Annotated in this window: 21 protein-coding genes; 10 read left to right on the top strand and 11 right to left on the bottom strand. The window is 68.3% G+C overall.

The window, feature by feature from the left end:
- The first annotated feature begins 46 nt into the window (after positions 1-46).
- Complete coding sequence (locus AAY78_RS16950; protein WP_046749473.1) at positions 47-3733, top strand: multifunctional oxoglutarate decarboxylase/oxoglutarate dehydrogenase thiamine pyrophosphate-binding subunit/dihydrolipoyllysine-residue succinyltransferase subunit; 3687 nt, start codon at positions 47-49, stop codon at positions 3731-3733.
- A gap of 57 nt (positions 3734-3790) precedes the next feature.
- Here the strand turns inward: AAY78_RS16950 and AAY78_RS16955 are convergent, their stop codons facing one another.
- The 3 genes from AAY78_RS16955 to AAY78_RS16965 are packed head-to-tail and all read right to left on the bottom strand — an operon-like array spanning position 3791 to position 6036.
- A complete protein-coding gene (locus tag AAY78_RS16955) occupies positions 3791-5098 on the bottom strand; it encodes a GNAT family N-acetyltransferase (protein ID WP_046749474.1) in 1308 nt (435 codons plus the stop codon).
- A gap of 33 nt (positions 5099-5131) precedes the next feature.
- Positions 5132-5377 (bottom strand): zf-HC2 domain-containing protein, encoded by a 246-nt coding sequence (locus tag AAY78_RS16960; protein WP_046749475.1) that lies wholly within the window; start codon positions 5375-5377, stop codon positions 5132-5134.
- The gene (locus tag AAY78_RS16965) at positions 5374-6036 is read right to left on the bottom strand and encodes a sigma-70 family RNA polymerase sigma factor (protein ID WP_046749476.1); all 663 of its coding nucleotides are present in this window, start codon (positions 6034-6036) and stop codon (positions 5374-5376) included. Before AAY78_RS16965 ends, AAY78_RS16960 begins: the two co-directional genes overlap by 4 nt.
- Positions 6037-6108: 72 nt before the next feature.
- Between AAY78_RS16965 and aroA the strand changes: the two genes are divergently transcribed.
- The 3 genes from aroA to bcp are packed head-to-tail and all read left to right on the top strand — an operon-like array spanning position 6109 to position 8981.
- Entirely contained in the window at positions 6109-7425 is a 1317-nt protein-coding gene (aroA, locus tag AAY78_RS16970; RefSeq protein WP_046749477.1) for a 3-phosphoshikimate 1-carboxyvinyltransferase, read from the top strand.
- Between the two features lie 2 nt (positions 7426-7427).
- Complete coding sequence (rsgA, locus tag AAY78_RS16975; RefSeq protein WP_046749478.1) at positions 7428-8498, top strand: ribosome small subunit-dependent GTPase A; 1071 nt, start codon at positions 7428-7430, stop codon at positions 8496-8498.
- 9 nt (positions 8499-8507) lie between these two features.
- A complete protein-coding gene (gene bcp / locus AAY78_RS16980; protein WP_046749479.1) occupies positions 8508-8981 on the top strand; it encodes a thioredoxin-dependent thiol peroxidase in 474 nt (157 codons plus the stop codon).
- Between the two features lie 54 nt (positions 8982-9035).
- On the opposite strand, the gene AAY78_RS16985 is transcribed toward bcp, so the two are convergent.
- A complete protein-coding gene (locus AAY78_RS16985; RefSeq protein WP_231589744.1) occupies positions 9036-9422 on the bottom strand; it encodes a hypothetical protein in 387 nt (128 codons plus the stop codon).
- Between the two features lie 230 nt (positions 9423-9652).
- On the opposite strand from AAY78_RS16985, the gene AAY78_RS16990 reads away from it, so the two are divergent.
- Entirely contained in the window at positions 9653-9901 is a 249-nt protein-coding gene (locus AAY78_RS16990) for a WhiB family transcriptional regulator (protein ID WP_017203224.1), read from the top strand.
- A 63-nt stretch (positions 9902-9964) separates the two neighbouring features.
- On the opposite strand, the gene AAY78_RS16995 is transcribed toward AAY78_RS16990, so the two are convergent.
- A complete protein-coding gene (locus tag AAY78_RS16995) occupies positions 9965-11449 on the bottom strand; it encodes a sensor histidine kinase (protein ID WP_046749481.1) in 1485 nt (494 codons plus the stop codon).
- A gap of 24 nt (positions 11450-11473) precedes the next feature.
- Positions 11474-11860 carry an Rv3235 family protein gene (locus AAY78_RS17000; RefSeq protein WP_045262053.1) on the bottom strand — a complete coding sequence of 129 codons (387 nt, stop codon included), beginning with the start codon at positions 11858-11860 and terminating at the stop codon, positions 11474-11476.
- A gap of 130 nt (positions 11861-11990) precedes the next feature.
- On the opposite strand from AAY78_RS17000, the gene AAY78_RS17005 reads away from it, so the two are divergent.
- On the top strand, positions 11991-12602 hold the full coding sequence (locus AAY78_RS17005) for a hypothetical protein (protein WP_046749482.1): 612 nt from the start codon (positions 11991-11993) through the stop codon (positions 12600-12602).
- Here the strand turns inward: AAY78_RS17005 and AAY78_RS17010 are convergent.
- Complete coding sequence (locus tag AAY78_RS17010) at positions 12590-12868, bottom strand: helix-turn-helix domain-containing protein (protein ID WP_046749818.1); 279 nt, start codon at positions 12866-12868, stop codon at positions 12590-12592. The genes AAY78_RS17005 and AAY78_RS17010 overlap by 13 nt on opposite strands.
- A 97-nt stretch (positions 12869-12965) precedes the next feature.
- Between AAY78_RS17010 and AAY78_RS17015 the strand changes: the two genes are divergently transcribed.
- Both AAY78_RS17015 and AAY78_RS17020 read left to right on the top strand, forming a co-directional pair.
- A complete protein-coding gene (locus AAY78_RS17015; protein WP_046749483.1) occupies positions 12966-13586 on the top strand; it encodes an SAF domain-containing protein in 621 nt (206 codons plus the stop codon).
- A complete protein-coding gene (locus AAY78_RS17020; RefSeq protein ID WP_046749484.1) occupies positions 13583-14818 on the top strand; it encodes an AAA family ATPase in 1236 nt (411 codons plus the stop codon). The genes AAY78_RS17015 and AAY78_RS17020 overlap by 4 nt, the downstream gene beginning before the upstream one ends.
- On the opposite strand, the gene AAY78_RS17025 is transcribed toward AAY78_RS17020, so the two are convergent.
- Together AAY78_RS17025 and secA are read right to left on the bottom strand one after the other, a co-directional pair.
- A complete protein-coding gene (locus tag AAY78_RS17025; RefSeq protein WP_046749485.1) occupies positions 14742-15968 on the bottom strand; it encodes a pyridoxal phosphate-dependent aminotransferase in 1227 nt (408 codons plus the stop codon). The two genes, AAY78_RS17020 and AAY78_RS17025, sit on opposite strands and share 77 nt — an antisense overlap.
- 65 nt (positions 15969-16033) lie before the next feature.
- Positions 16034-18835, bottom strand: a complete 2802-nt coding sequence (secA, locus tag AAY78_RS17030) for a preprotein translocase subunit SecA (protein ID WP_046749819.1) — start codon at positions 18833-18835, stop codon at positions 16034-16036.
- A 188-nt stretch (positions 18836-19023) separates the two neighbouring features.
- On the opposite strand from secA, the gene AAY78_RS17035 reads away from it, so the two are divergent.
- Positions 19024-19644, top strand: a complete 621-nt coding sequence (locus tag AAY78_RS17035; protein ID WP_046749486.1) for a PadR family transcriptional regulator — start codon at positions 19024-19026, stop codon at positions 19642-19644.
- Positions 19645-19745: 101 nt separating this feature from the next.
- On the top strand, positions 19746-21071 hold the full coding sequence (locus tag AAY78_RS17040; RefSeq protein ID WP_046749487.1) for a hypothetical protein: 1326 nt from the start codon (positions 19746-19748) through the stop codon (positions 21069-21071).
- Positions 21072-21152: 81 nt separating this feature from the next.
- Here the strand turns inward: AAY78_RS17040 and hpf are convergent, their stop codons facing one another.
- Together hpf and AAY78_RS17050 are read right to left on the bottom strand one after the other, a co-directional pair.
- Positions 21153-21809 (bottom strand): ribosome hibernation-promoting factor, HPF/YfiA family, encoded by a 657-nt coding sequence (gene hpf / locus AAY78_RS17045; protein ID WP_046749488.1) that lies wholly within the window; start codon positions 21807-21809, stop codon positions 21153-21155.
- 132 nt (positions 21810-21941) lie between these two features.
- The gene (locus AAY78_RS17050) at positions 21942-22589 is read right to left on the bottom strand and encodes a ComF family protein (protein WP_052748822.1); all 648 of its coding nucleotides are present in this window, start codon (positions 22587-22589) and stop codon (positions 21942-21944) included.
- Positions 22590-22633: the final 44 nt, after the last annotated feature.

The raw sequence follows: 22633 nt of genomic DNA on the forward strand, positions 1-22633 counted from the left end.
GACGTCCGCACCAGAGAGCTTCAGCGATGAAAGAGGGCGATCGAGAGTGTCGAACCAGGTGACCGGCGTCAACGGCGACGGGGGGTTCGGAGCCAATTCCTGGCTCGTTGAAGAGCTCTACGAGCAGTTCAAGGTGAACCGCGACTCCGTCGACAAGGAGTGGTGGCCCATCCTGGAGAAGTACCACTCCGAGACGGCGTCCGCTGCTCCCGCCGCAGCGTCCGACGCACCGGCCCAGGCTGCGCACCCCGTGACGGCACCGATCCCCGTGATCGGCTCCCAGCCCGTCGCGCGCACCACCGCCAAGCCCGCCGCGGCCGCCCCCATCCCCGCCCAGGCCCCGAAGCCCGCCGCGAAGTCGGAGTCCAAGGAGGCTCCCGCTCCCGCCGAAGAGGACAAGGTCACACCGCTGCGCGGTCTGCCGAAGACCCTCGCGGCGAACATGGACGAGTCGCTCACCGTGCCGACCGCCACGAGCGTGCGCACCGTGCCCGCGAAGCTGATGATCGACAACCGCATCGTCATCAACAACCACATGGCTCGCACCCGCGGCGGCAAGGTCAGCTTCACGCACCTCATCGGCTGGGCGCTCATACGCACCCTCGACGAGTTCCGCAGCCAGAACGTGTTCTACGCAGAGGTCGACGGCAAGCCCTCGGTGGTCGCACCGGCGCACGTCAACCTGGGCATCGCGATCGACCTGCCCAAGCCCGACGGCACGCGCGCCCTCATGGTGCCCAGCATCAAGCGCGCCGACACCCTGACCTTCACCGAGTACCTCTCCGCGTACGAAGACCTGGTCACGCGTGCACGAGGCAACAAGCTGACCGCCGCCGACTTCCAGGGCACCACGGTGTCGCTCACCAACCCCGGCGGAATCGGAACCGTGCACTCGGTGCCGCGTCTCATGAAGGGCCAGGGCTGCATCATCGGCGCCGGCGCCCTCGAGTACCCGGCCGAGTTCCAGGGCGCGAGCGAGAAGACGCTCAACGAGCTGGCGATCGGCAAGACGATCACGCTCACGAGCACCTACGACCACCGTGTCATCCAGGGAGCCGGCTCCGGCGAGTTCCTGAAGAAGGTGCACGAGCTGCTCATCGGCCAGCGCGGCTTCTACGACGACATCTTCGCGGCGCTCCGCATCCCCTACGCACCGATCCGGTGGAACCCCGACATCGCGGTCGATCTCGCCGAGCGCGTCGACAAGCAGTCCCGCGTGCAGGAGCTCATCAACTCGTTCCGTGTGCGCGGTCACCTGATGGCCGACATCGACCCGCTCGAGTACGTGCAGCGTTCGCACCCGGACCTGGAGATCGAGAGCCACGGCCTCACCTTCTGGGACCTCGACCGCGAGTTCGTCACCGGCGGTTTCGGCGGACGACGCATCGCGAAGCTCCGCGACATCCTCGGCGTGCTGCGCGACTCGTACTGCCGCACGCTGGGCATCGAGTACATGCACATCCAGGACCCGGAGCAGCGCCGCTGGTTCCAGGAGAAGGTCGAGGTCAAGTACCAGAAGCCCGGCCACGACGAGCAGCTGCGGGTCCTCCGCAAGCTCAACGAGGCCGAGGCGTTCGAGACCTTCCTGCAGACCAAGTTCGTCGGCCAGAAGCGCTTCTCCCTCGAGGGCGGCGAGTCGCTGATCCCGCTGCTCGACGAGATCCTGCAGGGCGCGGCCACGGCAGGCCTCGAAGGGGCTGCGATCGGCATGGCCCACCGCGGCCGCCTGAACGTGCTCACCAACATCGCCGGAAAGACCTATGGTCAGGTCTTCCGTGAGTTCGAGGGCACGCAGACGCCGGGCAACCAGCGCGGATCCGGTGACGTGAAGTACCACCTCGGGACCGAGGGCACCTTCGTCGCCGATGACAAGTCGGAGCTCCCCGTCTACCTCGCCGCCAACCCCTCGCACCTCGAGACGGTCGACGGCGTGCTGGAGGGCATCGTCCGCGCCAAGCAGGACCGCAAGCCCATCGGCACGTTCGCGTGGCTGCCCATCCTCGTGCACGGCGACGCCGCGTTCGCCGGGCAGGGTGTCGTGGTCGAGACCCTGCAGATGTCGCAGCTGCGCGGCTACCGCACGGGTGGCACGATCCACGTGGTGGTGAACAACCAGGTCGGTTTCACCACCACCCCGAACGACGGCCGCACCTCGATCTACTCGACCGACGTGGCCAAGACCATCCAGGCCCCGGTCTTCCACGTGAACGGCGACGACCCGGAGGCGGTCATCCACGTCGCGCAGCTCGCCTTCGAGTACCGCGAGCGCTTCCACCGCGATGTCGTGATCGACCTGGTCTGCTACCGCCGACGCGGCCACAACGAGGGAGACGACCCCTCGATGACGCAGCCTCTGATGACCGACCTCATCCAGGCGAAGCGCTCCGTCCGGCGGCTGTACACCGAGTCGCTCGTCGGCCGAGGTGACATCACCGAGCAGGAGTACGACGAGGCCAAGGCCGACTTCCAGAACCGACTGGAGATCGCCTTCGCCGAGACGCACGCGGCCGAGACCGGTGCCCTCCCCGTCGCGCCGGAGACGCCGCCCGTCGAGGACCAGGTCGGCGCACCGGAGGTCACCGGCGTGCCGAGCGAGGTCATCCAGATGATCGGCGATGCCTTCGTGAACAAGCCAGAGGGCTTCACGGTGCACCCGAAGATCCAGCAGCTGCTCGAGAAGCGCCTCGACATGAGCCGCAACGGCGCCATCGACTGGGGCTTCGGCGAGCTGCTCGCCTTCGGCTCGCTCCTCGTTGAGGGCACCCCGGTTCGTCTGGCCGGGCAGGATGCGCGGCGCGGCACGTTCGTGCAGCGGCACGCGACCCTGCACGACCGCGCGAACGGTCAGGAATGGCTGCCGCTGTCGAACCTCTCCGACGCCCAGGGACGCTTCTTCGTCTACGACTCGCTGCTGAGCGAGTACGCGGCTCTCGGCTTCGAGTACGGCTACTCGGTCGAAGCCCCCGAGGCGCTCGTGCTCTGGGAGGCGCAGTTCGGCGACTTCGTCAACGGCGCTCAGTCCGTCATCGACGAGTACATCTCGGCGGCCGAGCAGAAGTGGGGGCAGCAGTCCAGTGTGACCCTGCTCCTCCCCCACGGCTACGAGGGTCAGGGACCGGATCACTCCTCTGCGCGCATCGAGCGGTTCCTGCAGATGTGCGCGCAGGACAACATGATCGTTTCGCGCCCGTCGACTCCGGCCTCGTACTTCCACCTGCTGCGTCGCCAGGCCTATGCCCGTCCGCGCAAGCCGTTGATCGTGTTCACCCCGAAGGCCATGCTGCGTCTGCGTGGAGCGACCAGCCCGGTCGAGGCCTTCACCCAGGGCCGGTTCGAACCTGTGCTCGACGACGACCGCGGTCTCGACCGCGCCGCCGTCAAGCGCGTGCTGGTGCACTCGGGCAAGGTGCACTGGGACCTGCGGGCCGAGCTCGAGAAGAACCCGAACCCCGCGGTCGCGCTGGTCCGGCTCGAGCAGCTGTACCCGACTCCGATCGACGGCCTCAAGGCCATCACCGATTCCTACCCGAACGCCGAGCTGGTGTGGGTGCAGGAGGAGCCGGAGAACCAGGGCGCATGGCCCTTCCTCGCGCTCGCTTTCGCCGACGTGCCGGGAGACCGTTCGTTCCGTCCGGTCTCGCGCCCGGCTTCGGCCTCGCCGGCGACGGGATCCTCGAAGGTCCACGCGGCAGAGCAGGCTGCGCTGATCCAGGCAGCCGTCACACTCGGCTGATCGTCTGCACGAAAGGGGCGCCGCGACTCAGGTCGCGGCGCCCCTTCTCGTGCGGACTCAATACCAGATGTCGAGAGACGGCGCGGGGAAGGTGATGAAGGCTCGGTCGAGGGCCTCGACCGCAGCGGCATCGGCGGCGATGCGGCCGGCACCGTGCAGCGTCGCAGCGCGGACCCCTCCCGCATACAGGGCGGAGAGCGCGGAGACATCGAGCGTGACATCGACGTCTGTCGCGGAGTCGGTCACCGGATCGACGGTCGCGACGCCGGAGTCGTCCACGTGCAGGCGCCAGTCGCCGTTCGCGAAGCCGAGGGAGTCTTCCACGCGGATGACGGTGTCGATCGGCGCCGAGTATCGACGGGCGGTCAGCGCGGCAGGGATGTCGAGCACGCGCAGCCAGCCGTGGTCGTGCACCTCCTGCTTCACGCCGCGGGTGTCGTGCACGAGCCATGGCAGCGGGTCGTCGACCGGGCGGAGGTCGGCGACCACCTCGTCGACGAGATCGTGCTGCAGAGCGAAGCGCCAGAGCGCCGTGCGCGCGTCCGTCGTCTCGGCGACCAGCAGGCGCACGTCCATCCGGAACCGGAAGGTGCCGGCGGCCTCACCGACGGTGTAGGCCATGACGCCACGCAGCACGCCGTCTTCGTCCCGATAACGCACCCCACGTGCCTGGTCGCGGTCCGGGGTGGGAGACACGCCCGCGTACCCCTCCCATCGACCTTGCCAGCCCGGGATCTGCCCCGCGGCCCTCCCCCGTGCGCGTTCGTGGACCGTGCCGAGGTCTGCAGCGAGGGTCTCCCGGTCGACGTACTCGAGGGTGCCGAGCGGGGTCGGGCCGCTCCAGCCGGCGCGGCGGGTGTCGACCGTGTGACGCGCGACCGGGATCGCGGAGCCGAAGCCGTAGCGACCGTAGATCGTCGCCTCCGACACCGTGAGGCCGGCGATGGGCACACCGGAGGCTGCCGCAGCGCGAAGCTCTCCTTCGAGAAGCGCCCTGGCTATCCCGCGGCGTCGATGCGTCGCCGACACCGTCACCACGCTGATGGCCCACATGTCGATCTCACGCCCACCGGAAACGGTGAGCGGCGTCACCCAGCCGTTGATGGTCGCGACGGGAAGGTCGGCATCGACGGCGCCCTGCTCGTACACCCCGACGTTCCGCCGTTCGGCGAAGGTCTTGCGCACCTGGGCGATCATCTCGGTGCTCGGCTCAGGCCCGAGGAACCCCCGGTCGACCGCGCGCTCGAATGCCGATGCCTTCGGGTCGTCGCTCAGATCGACGACGCGATAGTCGAGACCGGCTCCGGCCAGTCGTTCCCTCGAGGTGGTGTCAGCGGGTACGTCTCTCGCATCGATGGAGGTCATCCACCCACACTACCGACGCCATCCGACCCGGAGTCAGTGCTGGGCTGCCTGCACTGCCCGCAGCCGCGCGAACACCTGGTCGCGCAGCTCCTCGGGTGCGGTCTCCTTGCAGGCCCGCGCGATCACATCGGTGAGGGTGGTAGCGACGAGAGCCTCATCCCGACAGGACGGGCAGTTCTCCAGATGCTCGCGGATCTCGGTGTGCTCGGTCTTGCACACCTCGTTGCGGAGGTACTCCTCCAGATCCTGACGGGCTTTGTCGCAGCCGCAGTCACTCATTTCTTGCTCCTCGTCTCGGCCGCGGCGATGCCCCGCTCAGCGGCGTAATCTGCCAGCAGCTCCCGCAGCATCCGCCTGCCACGGTGCAGACGGCTCATGACGGTGCCGATGGGGGTCTTCATGATGTCGGCGATCTCCTGATACGCGAAACCCTCGACATCCGCGAGATAGACCGCGAGACGGAAGTCCTCCGGCACGGCCTGCAGCGCGTCCTTGACGACGGAGGCGGGCATCCGGTCGATGGCCTCCGCCTCGGCCGACCGGCTGTGCGACGCCGTCGTCGACTCCGCTCCGCCCAGCTGCCAGTCTTCGAGCTCGTCGATCGTGCCCTGGAACGGCTCCCGCTGACGCTTGCGGTAGATGTTGATGTAGGTGTTCGTGAGGATCCGGTAGAGCCACGCCTTGAGGTTCGTACCCTGCGAGAACGTCGCCCAGGACCCATAGGCCTTGACGAAGGTCTCCTGCACGAGGTCTGCGGCGTCGGCGGGATTGCGCGTCATACGCATCGCGGCGGCGTAGAGCTGGTCCATGAACGGGAGCGCCTGCTCTTCGAACTCGCGCCGAGGGTCGCCGACGGTGTCTGCGGTTGCGGTGTCATCCATCACCGGCCAGTCTAGGCCGCTGAGGTCGATCACCTCGCGCTCCAACGTCGCCGTCATACTCGCTCCTTCGGTGGGGTGGGAGCCTGTCGTTCGCGACGAAGCTCCCTGCGTTTACTAAGGTGAGAACCGATGAGCGCCAACAGGTATTCCCCCTCCCGCGTGCAGGGCGCCTACACCGCGCCCTCGACCGACGTGCCCGTGCACGCCGAGCTCACGATCCCCGGTTCGAAGTCGCTGACGAACCGCGAGTTGATCATCGCCGCGATCGCCGACGGTCCCGGCCGCCTGATCGCCCCTCTGCACTCCGACGACTCCGCGCGCATGGTCGACGCGCTGCGTGCCCTCGGGGTGGGCATCGAGGAGGTGGATGCCGGTCATGAGTTCGGGCCCGACCTCGTCGTCACCCCTGCGAGACTCGACGGCGGCACCACGATCGACTGCGGGCAGGCCGGCACCGTCATGCGCTTCATCGCTCCGCTGGCCGGACTCGCCGAGAACGACGTGCATCTCACCGCGCACGAGACCGCCCTCCATCGGCCGATGGGGGGCCTCATCAGCGCGCTGCGCGACCTCGGAGTCGACATCGACGACGAGGGCACCTGGGCTCTTCCGTTCACGATCCGCGGCCACGGGCGCATCCGCGGGGGTCGCATCGAGATCGATGCCTCCGCGTCGAGCCAGTTCGTCTCCGGGCTCCTCCTCGCCGCTCCGCGTTTCGACGTGGGACTGCACCTCGTCCACACCGGCGAGCACCTGCCGAGCCTTCCGCACATCGACATGACCATCGAGGCTCTCAGCCGCCGAGGCATTCGCATCGAGCGCCCAGCCGTCGGCGAATGGCTCGTCGAGGCGGGCGTCCCCCGCGCCAAGGAGATCGCGATCGAACCCGATCTCTCGAACGCCGCACCGTTCCTCGCCGCCGCGCTCGTCACCGGTGGATCCGTGTCGATCACGGGCTGGCCTCCGCACTCCACCCAACCGGGCGCCCTCCTGCCGGAGATCCTCCAGGCGACCGGAGCTCACGTCGGGCGGCACGGCGGAACGCTCACGGTGCGCGCGGGCTCCGGCATCCGCGGTCTCGACCTCGATCTCTCGGCGGCGAGCGAGCTCACCCCGACACTGGTCGGCCTCGCCGCCTTCGCGGACTCCCCGACGACGATCCGCGGCATCGGGCACATCCGTCTGCACGAGACCGATCGAATCGCCGCGCTGATCGGGAACCTGCGTGCCCTCGGCGGCGAGGCCGAGGAACTGCCGGACGGACTCCGCATCATCCCGCGCCCACTGCACGGCGGACGCTGGGCTGCGCACCACGACCACCGCATGGCAACGACCGGCGCGCTCATCGGTCTCCGTGTCCCCGATGTGGAGATCGACGACATCGGCACCACTGCAAAGACCCTCCCGGAGTTCACGATGCTCTGGGAGCGGATGCTGCGGGTCTGACGGTGAGCTGGCTCGACGACGCCGACGACCTCGAAGACGACTTCGAGGACTTCGACGAGAGCAGCATCCGCACCCGCCCGAACCCCAAAGCCAACCGGCCGCGCACGAAGCGCCGTCCCGCGCACGAGGACGCGCAGGTGGGGCGAGTGCTCGGTGTGGATCGGGGTCGCTACTCCGTCCTGCTCGGGGAGGACACGGCGGAGGAGCGCACGATCACCACCACACGTGCGCGCGAGCTGCGCCGAACACCCATCGTCACGGGCGACCAGGCCCGAGTGGTCGGCGACACCTCGGGAGACGATGGCACCCTCGCCCGTATCGTCGGCATCGTGGAGCGGACCTCGCTTCTCCGACGCAGCGCGGACGACACGGACCAGGTCGAGCGGGTGATCGTCGCCAACGCGGACCAGATGCTCATCGTCGTCGCGGCCGCCGACCCCGAACCCCGTGCGCGCCTGGTCGATCGCTATCTCGTGGCAGCACTCGACGCCGGCATCCGCCCCCTTCTCGTCGTCACGAAGACCGACATCGCCGACCCGACCGAGTTCCTCACGCATTTCGAGGGGCTGGACCTTCGGGTCTTCACGAGTTCCCAGGACGAGATGCCCGTCGAGGAGATCGGCGAGGCTCTCATCGGTCACTCCACGGTGTTCGTCGGACACTCCGGAGTCGGCAAGTCGACACTCGTCAATGCACTCGTCCCCACAGCGCTGCGCGCCACGGGACACGTGAATCAGGTGACAGGACGCGGACGCCACACGTCGTCGTCGACCGTGTCCCTGCGTTACCAGGGAGCGGGTGGCACCGGCTGGGTGATCGACACCCCTGGGGTGCGCTCGTTCGGACTCGGCCATGTCGATCCGGCCAACATCCTCGCGGCCTTCACCGAGCTCGCGACGATCGCCGAGGACTGCCCCCGCGGCTGCACTCATCTGGCCGATGCCCCCGACTGCGCGCTCATCGAGGCGGCGGAACGAGGGGAGCTGGGAGAGACCGGTCGTGCGCGACTCGACTCTCTGCAGCGGCTGCTGCAGACGTTCGCAGACAAGGCGGAGCAGACGCCCGGGCGTTAGGCTGGAGGCGTGACCCAGCGCCTCGAACCAGGAACCGCCGCCCCCGACTTCTCACTCCTCGACCAGGACGGGAACACCGTCCGCCTCAAGGATCTGCGCGGCCAGAAGACCGTGCTGTACTTCTACCCGGCGGCGATGACCCCCGGATGCACCACCGAGGCCTGCGACTTCCGCGACAGCATCTCTTCCCTCCAGGGCGCCGGCTACCGCGTGGTCGGCATCTCGCGTGACGACCCCGCGACGCTGACGAAGTTCCGCGAGCGCGACGCCCTCACCTTCCCGCTCCTCAGCGACCCCGATCACGCGGTCCACTCCGCGTACGGTGCGTGGGGAGAGAAGATGAACTACGGCAAGCTCGTCGAAGGCGTCATCCGCTCGACCTTCGTCCTCGACGAGGACGGCACGATCGTGCTCGCGCAGTACAACGTCAAGGCCACCGGCCACGTCGCGCGTCTGCGCAAACAGCTCGGCATCGACGCCTGACCTGCCCCGTAGGCACCTCCCGAGCCTCGGAGATCCGAGCTCCGAGCTCCGAGCTCACTCCGCCGCGCGCTGCGGCCCTTCGCGACGGGCGCTCGTGATCAGCAGCGCGAAGCCGACCAGGCCGGGGAGCCCGACTCCGAGCGTGAACGGCCAGGAGATCGGCTGCAGCGTGAGAGAAGCCAGCGCGAGTGCCACGGCGAGCACCTGGAAGACCACTCCCCCTGATCGCGCCCAGGACTTCCCGGAGCGCGTACCCACCGCGAAGGCGACGAGGGCTGCGGCACCGATCAGCGTGAGCACGATGAGCGCGAGGGCGGTCGGGAGAGAGGCCGCGTCACCCGCACCGAGGCCGGCGAGTTCGATCACCGCGAAGACCAGGAGCGCCACTGCCTCGAGAGCGAGGACGGCTGCTGCCGCGAGGGCGATTCCGGGTGCGCGCACGGTGTCTCCCATGGATCGAATGAGGAGAAAACCCTTGATTTCACGGTTTTCATGTAACAGAATAGAGAAAGTCATGTGCTCCCACAGCGGCGTGGGGCGAGCGTTCACGCTCGCATCACAATTCGCGGGCATTCCGTCCGCATCTCAACAGGGTAGCGGAACCCGAACTACTACCCGAATCCGAGAGGTCGCATCGCGACATCTCATGAAATCCACACCGAGGAGCCCCCATGGACTGGCGCGATAAGGCCGCCTGCCTGACTGTCGACCCCGAGCTTTTCTTCCCCGTGGGGAACACCGGCCCGGCCGTCGATCAGATCGAGAAGGCGAAGACCGTCTGCGCCACCTGCACGGTCACCGAGATCTGCTTGCAGTACGCCCTGGAGACCAGCCAGGACTCCGGCGTCTGGGGCGGCCTCTCCGAGGACGAGCGCCGCGCTCTCAAGCGTCGCGCCGCCCGCGCACGCCGCGCCTCCTGAACTTCCGGAAGCGGCCTGAGATCGACTCTCAGGCCGCTTCCGTCTGTCCGGACCCTGCTGCGCTCAGCGTTCCAGCCAGCGCAGCGGGATGTCGATGACCACCTCGGTGCCGTCGCCGTCGCTCCCGTGCCACTCGATGGTGCCGCCGAGCTCGCCCTGGATCAGGGTGCGGATGATCTGCGTGCCGAGCCCCTGACCGATCCGCCCTTCCGGCAGACCGAGGCCGGTGTCGCGCACCGTGACACGGAGGTTGTCCTCTGTGCGCTTCGCGTCGATCGTCACGACACCCTCCTGGCCGGCGAGCCCATGCTCGACCGCGTTCGTGACGACCTCCGTCAGTGCGAGCGCGAGCGGGGTCGCGTACTCGCTCGGCAGAACTCCGAACCGCCCGGTCGACTGCGTCCGTGCTCGGGTGTTCGGCGCGGAGGCGACCTCGGCGACGAGCTTGAGCACACGGTGGAAGACCTCGTCGAAATCGACCTTCTGGGTGAGGCCCTGAGCGAGGGTGTCGTGCACCACGGCGATCGCGTCCACGCGGCGCATGGCCTGCGTCAAGGCGTCGCGTGCCTCGTCGGAGTGCGTGCGGCGAGCCTGGATGCGCAGGAGCGAGGCCACGGTCTGCAGATTGTTCTTGACCCGGTGATGGATCTCGCGGATCGTGGCGTCCTTCGTGATGAGCTCCTGCTCCTGATGGCGGAGCTCCGACACATCACGGCACAGCACGATGGCGCCGATGCGCGTGCCATGGTCCTTGAGGGGGATGGCGCGCAGGGATACCGTCACGCCGCGGGCCTCGATGTCCGTGCGCCACGGAGCGCGCCCCGTGACGACCACGGGCAGCGACTCGTCGACCTGGCGGGAGGGCGGGACGAGTCGGGTGGTGACCTCGGCCAGCGATTCCCCCTCGAGCTCATCGTCGAAGCCCATCCGGTTGAATGCGGAGAGCGCGTTCGGGCTGGCGAAGGTCGTGATCCCGTCGACATCGATGCGGATGAGGCCGTCGGAGGCGCGAGGGGCTCCTCGGCGGGGCGAGGTGGGGGCCGTCAGGTCAGGGAAGCTGCCGTCGGCGATCATGCGGAACAGATCGTTCGCGCACTCGTCGAACGTGATCTGCTGTCGCGAGGGCGTGCGCACCTCGCCGAGGTTCGTGTGGCGGGTGACGACCCCGATCACAGTGGACTGGGCGTCAGCTCCGCGCTTCACGGTGACGATCGGCACCGCTCGCACCCTCGTCGGTGTCTCCTCGAACCAATCGGGCGAGGAGGAATCGACGATCTCGGCGGACTCGAATGCCCCCTGCACCTGGGTGCGCCACTGGGGCCGCACCCGCTCTCCCACGATGTCGCGATAGAAGAGCGTGGCCGCACCGCTGGGCCGGGCATGCGCGACGGCGATGAACGACCCGTCCTCGGTCTGGATCCAGATCACGATGTCGGCAGAGGCGAGGTCTGCGAGAAGCTGACCGTCGCCGGCGAGTCGGTGGAGCCATTCGACATCGCTGTCGTTCAGGCGCCCCTGGGCATGGGCGAGATCACTGAGGGTTGACACCTGACCAGCCTACGGTCAGATGCCTCAGAGAATCGCCAGCGAAGTCGCGCGCCACCGACGATCGATTCCCTCCAGCCGGACGGCGACCGCCCGGGTGCGGCCGGGCCCCGCCACCACGACGACGGCCTCGATCACCCCGTCGAGAGGTTCTGTGACCCTCAGCGCCCTGATCTCGAACGTCGGCCGCGCGGGCACCACCCCGCGCGCGCTGCGTGCCCTGGCGGACAGGTTCGCGCGGGTCACCAGGCTCCGGAACGCGTCTTCGCTGAGCCATCGGGCGAGCTGGTCGACCTCCCTGACCCCGGCGAGGACCTCGAGGACGCCGTGTGTGAGGCTGCGCAGAAGCGGTACAGGATCGGGAAGCTCGCTGGTCGACGTCGGCTGGGGTGCGAAGTACTCGTGCGGCATCATGACGGACTCTCGATCGGGACGGTCTGCGAGTGAGCCAGTACAGCAGCGCGTGCATCTCGACAGGGCCGGGATCGACGAAGAATGTGGATAACTCGTATGCCCCGTATCCCGGTCGCCTACGCTCTGTCGAATGCACTGGGACCGACTGTTCGAAGACCTCGAGGGCCAGCTCGCCTCGGAATGGGAGGCGGAGCGTGCGGTGCTCGATGCCGAGTCGGAGCGGCTGCGGATCGCGCGGCTGGATCTGCGCCATCGCCTGCGCGCACTGTGCGGCGGCGGCGCCGAGGCCACCATCGACCTCATGAGCGGGCGACGGATCCCCGTCTCGCTGCAGACCCTCGGAGCGGACTGGATAGCCGTGAGGACGAGAGGAACCGGCAGCGGCAGCCCCGCTTCCGGCACATCGATCCTCCCCCTCCTCGCGGTCGCGGGGATCACGCTGGATCACGGGATGATCCTCGCGAGTCTCGATGAGCCCACGGCCGCCGACGTGCCACTGCGGGAACGGATGACGCTCGGCTTCGTGCTGCGCGATCTCGCCCGGCGTCGTGTGCCGGTGCGCATCACCACACTCGTCGGTGACGACCTCCACGGAACCATCGATCGTGCGGCCGCCGACCATCTGGATCTGGCCGTGCACGATCCCGGCGAAGCGCGATCGGCCGCGGCGGTGCAGGCGTTCCGCGTCGTCCCGTTCTCTTCGCTCGTCGCGCTGCGGGCTTCGAGCGGTCAGATGCCCTGAGCGGCGGACGTTCCCCAGACCTCGGGGAAACTCGCCGTCTGAGACTGTCGCCACAGCGCCATCCGGCGGGCGATTTCCGATTCCTCGGACAGATAGCCGTCGAGGCTGGACTCCTCCACTCGCCACCGAGGCGGTGAACCGAGCCGAGCGCCCCTCAGCCTCCCCTCCTGCACGAGGGTGACCACCTCGTCGACGCCGATGCTCAGCAGCTCCGCCACCTGCGCCGGCGCGAGATAACGCGGTGCGCGAACGGGGGTGGCAGCCATGTGCCCATTCTCTCCCAGGCGCTCCCGCAGGTGCCGCCGGATCCTTCGCTGTGGATAACTCGCGAAGCGCCGAAGCCGATTCTGTGACGATATCGCCATGGCTTCCCTCTCTCCTCCCCGTCGCGCCTTCTGGGCCGACGTGCGATTCCTGATCGGCATCGCCCTGGTCGCCCTGTCGATCGGCGGGGTCTGGCTCATCGTCTCCGCCGCCGACGATGCGGTACCCGTTCTCCAGACCACCCGGACGATCACGCAGGGCCAGCCCGTGACCGCCGCGGATTTCCAGGTCGTCGACGTGCGACTCGGCGCTGCCGGTGAGGGATACCTCGGTCCCGACGACCTCCTTGCGGACAGCGTGGCGACCCGCACCCTCGACGGCGGCGAACTCGTCCCCGTCTCGGCGCTGACCGATGCGGAGGACAGCCGATCGACGACGGTGGTCATCCAGAGCACGACGGGAATCCCGGAAGGCGTCGCCGCGGGAACAGTCGTCGAGATCTGGCAGGCACCGCCGGTGGATGAAGGGCGCTCGTACGATGTCCCGCGCATCCTGGTCGCAGACGTGATCGTCCGCGACGTGCTCGAACCCGAGGGGGTGCTCGCCGAGGCCGGAACCCGGCTCGAGGTCGTGATCGACCGCGCCGATGTCGCCGACGTGCTCGCGGCGATCACGGGAGGCTCCGCGCTCTCGGTGGTGCCGGTCGGGGCGGGATCGTGACGGGCGTCGTCGTGGCCATCCCGCAGCCACGGGCGGATGAGCTGGCAGCGGAACTCGCCCTCGAAGGCGTCGATGTCATCGCGACCGTCCCCGCCGCCCCACTCGCAGAGATCCCGGACGGGGTGGAAGCGATCATCGTCCCCGCCACTCGATCGATCCTGAATGCGGACCTGATCGCACTGTGCGACCGTGCCGGAGTCCGTATCCTGGCTCTCGGCGCCGAGGATAGCCGACTGCTGGGCCGTCTCGGCCTCTCCACAGCGCTGCGACCTGACGCGGCGGGGTGGGAGATCGCAGCCGCGCTGCTGGCCGAGACGGACACGCCACCGCCACCAGAGGCCCAGCTCCCCCCTCGTATCGTCGCCGTCTGGGGACCACATGGGGCGCCGGGGCGGTCGACCCTGTCGATCCAGCTGGCCGTGGAGCTCTCCCGCACCGGACGCCGCACGGCCCTGGTCGACGCGGATACCGTCGCTCCTTCGCTCGCGATGCTCCTCGGTCTCGGCGACGACGCTCCCGGCATCGCCGCCGCCTGCCGGAGGGCCGAGCGCGGCGCGCTCGATCCGGCGGAGCTGACGCGACTGGCGACGACGGTGACGACGAGCGCGGGTGAGATCGAAGTGCTGCCGGGGATCAACCGCCCCAGCCGTTGGCCCGAGCTGTCATCCGCGCGCCTCGTCGCCGCGCTCGGCACCTGTCGCGAGTGGATCGACGAGACAGTGGTGGACGTCGCCGGTGCGTTCGACGCCGACGACGAAGTCACGTACGACCTTGCCGGACCACGACGTCACGCGGCGACCACGGCGGCGCTGCAGGAGGCGGATCTGATCGTGGCGATCGCATCGGCCGACCCGCTCGGTATCAGCAGGTTCATCCGCGATCATGCCGAGCTTCGCCACCTCACCTCCCCCACGCCCGTCATCGTCGTGGTGAATCAGGTGCGCCCCGGCCCCCTCGGGATCGATGCGCGCGGGCAGGTGCGACGCACCCTGGAGAGGTTCGCCGGCATCACCGACGTCTTCTTCCTCCCCTTCGACCTGCGCGCGGCGGATGCGGCTCTGCTGCACGCCCGGCCGATGACCGATGTCGCGCCCCGCTCGCCGTTCGCCGCCGCCGTGCGGAGACTGGCGGCATCCCTCTCCCCGCCGGCGACGGCTACTGCCGGTAGCTCGAGAGGAAGTTCCCCAATCGTTCGACGGCTTCGCTCAGCACTCGGGGTTCGGGGAGCGTGACCAGTCGGAGGTGGTCGGGGGTCGCCCAGTTGAATCCGGTGCCCTGGACCAGCAGGATGTGCTCCGAGACCAGCAGGTCGTACACCAGACGGGCGTCGTCCCTGATCTCGTGCACGTTCGGGTCGAGTCGAGGGAACGCGTACAGCGCACCCTGGGGCTTGACGCACGACACTCCGGGGATCGACTCGAGCCCCTTCCACGCGATGTCCCGCTGTTCATGAAGACGTCCCGTCGGCGCGATGAGCGCCTCGATCGACTGCACTCCGGAGAGCGCCGCCTGCACGGCGTGCTGCGCCGGCACATTGGGGCAGAGTCGCGTGGACGCGAGCAGCGTGATGCCCTCCAGGAAGCCCTTCGCGTGATCCTGCGGCCCTGTGATGACCATCCAGCCCGACCGGTATCCCGCGACCCGATAGGTCTTGGAGAGGCCGTTGAAGGTCAGGCACAGCAGGTCGGGAGCGAGCGTGGCCGTGGGGATGTGCACCGCTCCGTCGAACAGGATCCGGTCGTAGATCTCGTCGGAGAGCAGCAGCAGCTCGTGCTCCCTGGCGATCTGCACCAGCCCCTCCAGGATCTGGCGCGAATACACGACGCCGGTGGGGTTGTTCGGGTTGATGATGACGAGAGCCTTGGTCCGCGGTGTGATCTTCGAGCGGATGTCTTCGAGGTCGGGCTGCCACTCGTCTTCCTCGTCGCAGAGGTAATGCACCGGTGTGCCGCCAGCGAGACTGGTCATCGCCGTCCAGAGGGGGTAGTCCGGTGCCGGGATGAGGACCTCGTCGCCTTCGTCCAGCAGCGCCTGCATCGTCATGGTGATGAGCTCGGACACACCGTTTCCGAGGTACACGTCATCGGGGTCGAACCGGGGGAAGCCCTCGATCTCCTCGTACCGGCTCACCACGGCACGTCGGGCCGAGATGATGCCCTTACTGTCGCTGTATCCGTGTGCGGTCGGCAGCGCCGCCAGCATGTCGCGCACGATCTGGTGCGGGGCGTCGAAGCCGAAGATCGCCGGATTGCCGGTGTTGAGCTTGAGGATCTTGTGGCCCTCCGCCTCCAGCCGCGCCGCCTCGACGAGGGCGTTTCCGCGAATCTCGTACAGGACGTTCTTGAGCTTCGACGACTGGTCGAAGTTGCGCGTTGGGGTCATCGGCCAAGCCTACAGCGACGAAAGGAGGGCCAATCCACGCGGACTGGCCCTCCTCTGCGCACGCCCTACTTCTTCTTCTTGCCCTGGGCCCGACGCTGCTCGCGGTTGCCTGCGGCCGGAGTCGCTGCATCGGTGCGCTGGCCGAAGGCTCCTCTCGGCGCCTCCTCCGGCTCGCTCTGCGGAGCCTGAGCGCGGGCAGCGGCCTGGCGTACGCGATCCGTCGCCGCCTGCTGGACCTGGCCGCGGTCGTTGCGGACCTCGACCTCGCCCGCATCGTTGGCCGCCGAGTACTCGAGACGCTGCTCTCCCCCATCGGTGGCGAGCCCCTTGGCTTCGACCTCCGCCGTCTGGGAGTCGCCGGCACGACGCACCTCGACTTCGAGGTTGTAGAGGTAGCCGACCGACTCCTCCTTGATCTGCCCCATCATCGACTGGAACATGGCGTAGCCCTCGCGCTGGTACTCGATGAGCGGATCGCGCTGGGCCATGGCCCGCAGACCGATGCCGTCCTTGAGGTAGTCCATCTCGTAGAGGTGGTCGCGCCAGCGGCGATCGAGCACCTGCAACACGACGCGACGCTCCAGCTCACGCGTCGCCGCTTCACCGAGGGCCTCTTCACGCGCTTCGTACGCGATCTTGGCATCGGAGAGCAGCTCGCGGGTCAGGCCGTCGGCGTCGATACCGCCCTTGCGGTCGGCAGCCTCGGCGACGACCTCATCGATCGTCACCCCCACGGGGTAGAGGGTCTTGAGCTCGGTCCAGAGCGCGTCGAAGTCCCAGCTCTCGTTGTGGCCCTCGCCGGTGTGGTCACGGACGACACCGCTGATGGCGTCCTCGATGAAGTGCTGCACCCGGTCGGCGATGTCGTCGCCCTGGAGGATCTGACGGCGGTCGGCGTAGATGGCCTCGCGCTGACGGTTCAGGACGTCGTCGTACTTGAGGACGTTCTTGCGCATCTCCGCGTTGCGGGACTCGACCTGCGACTGAGCGCTGCGGATCGCACGCGACACGAGACCGGACTCGATCGGCACGTCGTCGGGGAAGTTGGTCCTGGCGAGGATCGCCTCGGCAGCGCCCGACTGGAACAGACGCATCAGGTCGTCGGTGAGGCTCAGGTAGAAGCGGCTCTCGCCCGGGTCGCCCTGACGTCCGGAGCGACCGCGGAGCTGGTTGTCGATACGGCGGGACTCGTGGCGCTCCGTGCCCAGCACGTAGAGGCCACCGGCCTCGATGACCTTCTCGGCCTCCTCGGCGACGACGGCCTTCATCGCTTCGTACGTCTCGTCCCAGGCGACCTCGTACTCCTCGGGCGTCTCCACGGGGTCGAGCCCCTTGCCCTTGAGCTCCTGGACCGCGAGGAACTCGGCGTTTCCACCGAGCATGATGTCGGTTCCTCGTCCTGCCATGTTCGTGGCGACCGTGACGGCACCGAGGCGACCGGCGCGCGCGACGATCTCGGCCTCGCGCGCGTGGTTCTTCGCGTTGAGGACCTCGTGCTTGATGCCCTTCTTGGCGAGCAGACGCGAAAGGTACTCGCTCTTCTCGACGCTCACCGTTCCGACCAGCACCGGCTGGCCTTCGGCGTGCCGTTCGGCGATGTCCTCCACCACCTGCGCGAACTTCGCTGTCTCGTTCTTGTAGACGAGGTCGGACTGATCCTTGCGGATCATCGGCTTGTTGGTCGGGATCGGGATGACGCCGAGCTTGTAAGTCGACATGAACTCGGCGGCCTCTGTCTCGGCCGTACCGGTCATGCCGGCGAGCTTGTCGTAGAGACGGAAGTAGTTCTGCAGTGTGACGGTCGCGAGGGTCTGGTTCTCGGCCTTGACCGGCACCCCCTCCTTCGCCTCGATCGCCTGGTGGATGCCCTCGTTGTAGCGGCGACCGACCAGGATGCGGCCGGTGTGCTCGTCGACGATCATGACCTCGTCGTTCATGACGACGTAGTCGGTGTCCTTCTTGAAGAGCGCCAGCGCCTTGATCGAGTTGTTCAGGAACGAGATCAACGGCGTGTTCGCGGACTCGTAGAGGTTGTCGATGCCGAGGTAGTCCTCGACCTTTTCGATGCCGGGTTCGAGGACGCCGACCGTGCGCTTCTTCTCGTCGACCTCGTAGTCCTCGCCGACCTCGAGGGTGCGGGCGATCTTCGCGAACTCGGCGAACCACCGGTTCGCCTCGCCCGATGACGGGCCGGAGATGATGAGCGGGGTGCGCGCCTCGTCGATGAGGATCGAGTCGACCTCGTCGACGATCGCGAAGAAGTGCTCGCGCTGGACGAGATCCTCCTTGCGCCAGGCCATGTTGTCGCGCAGGTAGTCGAAGCCGAACTCGTTGTTCGTGCCGTAGGTGATGTCGGCGGCATACTGCTCGCGGCGCACTGCCGGAGTCTGACCGGAGACGATGATGCCGGTGGTCATGCCGAGCGCGCGGAACACGCGCCCCATGAGCTCGGCCTGGTAGCTGGCGAGGAAGTCGTTGACCGTGATGACGTGAACGCCCTTGCCGGCGATCGCATTCAGGTACGCGGGCAGCGTCGCGACGAGGGTCTTGCCCTCACCGGTCTTCATCTCGGCGATGTTCCCGAGATGAAGGGCGGCCCCACCCATGATCTGCACGTCGTATGCGCGCATGCCGAGGGTGCGCTTGGCGGCCTCGCGCACGGCGGCGAAGGCCTCCGGCATCAACTGGTCGAGCGTCTCACCCTTCTCGAAGCGCGCGCGCAGCTCGGTGGTCTCGTTGCGCAGCTCGTCGTCGGTGAGCTTGGAGATGTCCTCTTCCAGTGCACCCACTGCCTTGACGACCTGATTCAGGCGGCGGATGACCCGCCCTTCGCCCGCACGCAGGAGCTTCTCAAGAGGATTGGCCACGGATGTCATCTCCCTGTCGGTGGGTGAACCGCCGGTCGTCGGTGAACCCGACGCCAGGCATACTTCGCCATGTTACCGGGCTGTGACCTGCACGTCGCCTGCATAGCCGTCCCGCGCGTCGAATCGGACGTTCGCGCGCCGACCATATACTCGGTATCGCATTCCCGGACGGCCACAGGAGACGAACGATGTCAGTACGCCAGAGTCTGCTCGCGATCCTCGCGCAGGGGCCGTGCTACGGCTATCAGCTCCGCCATGAGTTCGATCGCCGGACCGGTTCCATCTGGCCGCTGAACGTCGGGCAGATCTACAACACGCTCGAACGTCTCGAACGCGACGGCCTGGTCTCGCGCGGAGAGGCAGACGACCGGGGCCATGTGTACTGGCAGATCACCGACGCCGGACGGACGGAGGTCGACCGCTGGCTCTCCTCCCCCGTCATGCGCCCCCAGGGCACCAGAGACGAACTCGCCATCAAGGTCGCGGTCGCCGCCACGTTGCCCGGCGTCGACCCCGCAGCCGCGATCCAGTCCCAGCGATCCGCATCGCTCCGACAGCTGGAGGCGTTGCAGACGCAGCGACGCGCACATCGGGACGTCGACGCCCCTGAGGGACTCGCGTGGTCGCTCGTCGCCGACTCGATGATCTTCGCCGCCGAGGCCGAGATCCGATGGCTGGACCATGCCGCACAGCGTCTGGGCGCCCACCCTCGCCACGCGATGACGCTCGAGCTCACCGCCGATCGCCCGAAGCGGGGACGCCCGACGAAGGCCGAGACGGCGACGGCCGACGCGATCGCGGCGTCCTGACCCGGCCCGATGTCGCCCGGCTCGCTCACGCGGACCGGTTCCGCGTTCGCCCCGAGCGGATGCTCAGCCACCGCCGGCCCCCGGGAAACTAGGATCGGGTCATGGCTGGATTTTGGGGCAGACGCAAACGCGAACAGGAAGAACTCGCCGCTCAGGACGCCGATCTCGCGCGCCGTGCTGAGCAGGCCCTGGTCAGCGCAGACGAGCGGATCCGCACGACCTCCGATGAGCTCGCCTTCGCGGAAGCCGAACTCGGCGAGTCGCTCACAGCCGATCTGCGCAGGGCGCTCGCGGCTGTACGCACCCATCTGCGGGAAGCGTTCCAGCTCCACCAGCTGAACCACGACGAAATCCCCGACACCGACGAAGAGCTGCGCACACGCAACGCGCGCATCCTCCAGCTCTGCGACTGGGCGCAGGACCTTCTCGACGAGAAGACCTCCGTGCTCGCCGAGTCGGTCGCCAAGGTACGCCGCGCACCCGAGATCATCGCCCAGGTGCGGGCAGACGCGGCGGCGCTGAGTGCTCGCATCCCGCAGACCAGCGAAGCCATCTCCCGCCTCTCGTCGCGGTATGCGGACTCCGCCATGCATCAGATCACCGCGAGTGCCGCCGAAGCGGAACAGCTCATCAGCTTCGCGACCCACAGCGCCGACGTGTCGGAGCGCCGTCGGGCCGCGAAGCAGAACGAGGAAGCCAACGTGGCGCTCGAGACGGCAACCGAGGCCACCCGCCGTGCCTCCGCCCTGCTCGACGCCGTGGAGGACTTCGAGATCGAGGCACTTCGCGCGGAATCCACCCTCGCCGAGGTCGTCGCCGACTCGCGCGGCGATCTCATCGCGGCGCGAACAGCACCGAACGTCCCGGCCGTCGCCGACGCCGTCACCGCCCTCCAGAGAGCGTTGGCCGCGCTCACACCCTCTGGGCAGCCGAACGACCCCTTCGCCGAGCTGTCCCAGCTGCGTGACGCCAACTCCGCGCTCGACGAGGCGATCGCCAAGGCCCGTCACAGGGCGGAGAACCCGCTGCCGAGCCTCGCTCAGGTGCAGCATGCCATCGACGACGCCGACCGCCAGCTGGGCGTCGCGCGAGGCCTCATCTCCGGCCATCGGGGGTGGATCGGCGCGGATGCCCGAACCCGACTCGCGGAGGCGGAGCGGCTGCGGGTCGACCTCTCGGACCTGCTGCCCGCAGAGGACACCCGCGAAGCCGCGCTCGTCCAGGCGCGCCGCGTGGCTCATCTGGCTTCCGAAGCACTGCAGCTCGCGCAGCGCGACATCGACTCCTCCCGTCCGCAGGATCAGGACTGGGGCGGCGGTGGCGGCTGGGGCGGCGGCGGACGACGAGGAGGCGGAGGCGGAGACCTCGCCTCCGGCATCCTCGGCGGGCTCGTGATCGGCAGCCTGCTCGACGGCATCTTCGACTGACGCGCCCTTCTCGGCTTTCGCACACCAGAACGGCCCGGTCCCCTGCGGGACCGGGCCGTTCTGCGATTCTGCGATTCCGGATCAGGAAGCGAGCGCCTCGGACGGCGGAGCCTGGGTGCTCAACGCGATCACTCCGTAGTCCCAGCCCTTGCGTCGATAGACGACACTCGGGTGGTCGGTGCGGACATCGACGAACAGGAAGAAGTCGTGTCCGACCAGTTCCATCCTGTCGACGGCTTCCTCGACGGTCATCCACTCGGCATCGAAGCTCTTCGTGCGGATGACGACGGGCGAGTACTCGTCCTCCTCCGCCTGCTGCACCGGCACGCTGCCGGTCGCGACCGCACGGAGGACGTCAGCGGATGCCGGCTGGACGTCGATGCCCTCCAGCACCCCGCTCCCCTTCTCGAAGTGGGCGCCGCGCGGGTGCTGCCGTCCGTCGACCCGCTTCTCCTTCGCGCGACGCAGCTGCTCGGACATCTTGTCCACGGCGAGGTCGAGCGCCACGAACTTGTCGCCGTCCGTCGCCTCTGCGCGGACGACGGGGCCCTTTCCGATCAGCGTGAGCTCGACGGTCTCGTCGGGGATGCGACCGTTGCGATACACACGGTGGGTGACCTTCACATCCAGTCGCTGCGCACGGGACGCGAGCATCTGGATCTTGGCGATCTTCTCTTCGACAACGGTTCGGAAGCGATCGGTGATACCCACTCCGACGCCAACGATGCTTGTTTCCATTGCTGCCTCCTTGTCCCGGTCCTCCCGGCCAAGGGCGGACCGTGGTCGCCTTGTGTCCCCCCACCGTAGTCCGCCCGTCGGCGGATGTCACGGGGTCTTCCCCCTGTGTCGCCGATGCGTTCCCGATGAGGTTCATCCGAATCCGTCACGGCGCGGCGTGGCGGCCAGCGCGACCGCTGCCGAGACGTGGAAGCCCGCCGCGGTCAGCGCCCGTGTCGCCTCGTCGAAGGTCGCCCCTGTAGTGACGACGTCGTCCACGATCACGACCTCGGTGCCTTCGCCTGCCCGACGCACGCGCATCGCGCCGCTCACGTTCGTCGCACGCGCCCGCGCGCCCAGCCCGCGCTGGTCCGAGGTGCCGCCCACGACGCTGAGGAGCCTCTGCGGTTCGGCGTTCGCCCTCCGGATCAGGAGGTCGGGGACACGGTATCCCCGGCGCCGGAAGGCGCTCCGCGACGTCGGCACCGGCACGATCCACCTGCTCGCACTCTCCGTCGAGTTGAGCACGGACGCCAGCGCCGCGCCGAGTGGGCGCGCCAGGAGCGTCTCGCCCTTCCCCTTCAGACGACGGATGCACTGCGCCGCCACCCCTTCGAAGGCGAGCGCGGCCGTCACCGGAAGCCCCTGCGGCGTCGCGAGCCGCTGCGGGTCCGGTTGCAGCGCCTGCCGGCATCGGCCGCACAACAGGGTGCCGGGCTCGTCGCACCCCGCGCAGGTCGCGGCGAGGAGGAAGGCTGCGATCTCGGTGCCCAGATCCAGGAGGTGAGTCTTCGTCCACATCCGACGATTCTGCGGTCTGGCGGTCTGCCCCTCCCAGGATCTCA

This window comes from Microbacterium sp. Ag1 (genome assembly GCF_001005635.1).
Lineage (GTDB): Bacteria > Actinomycetota > Actinomycetes > Actinomycetales > Microbacteriaceae > Microbacterium > Microbacterium oxydans.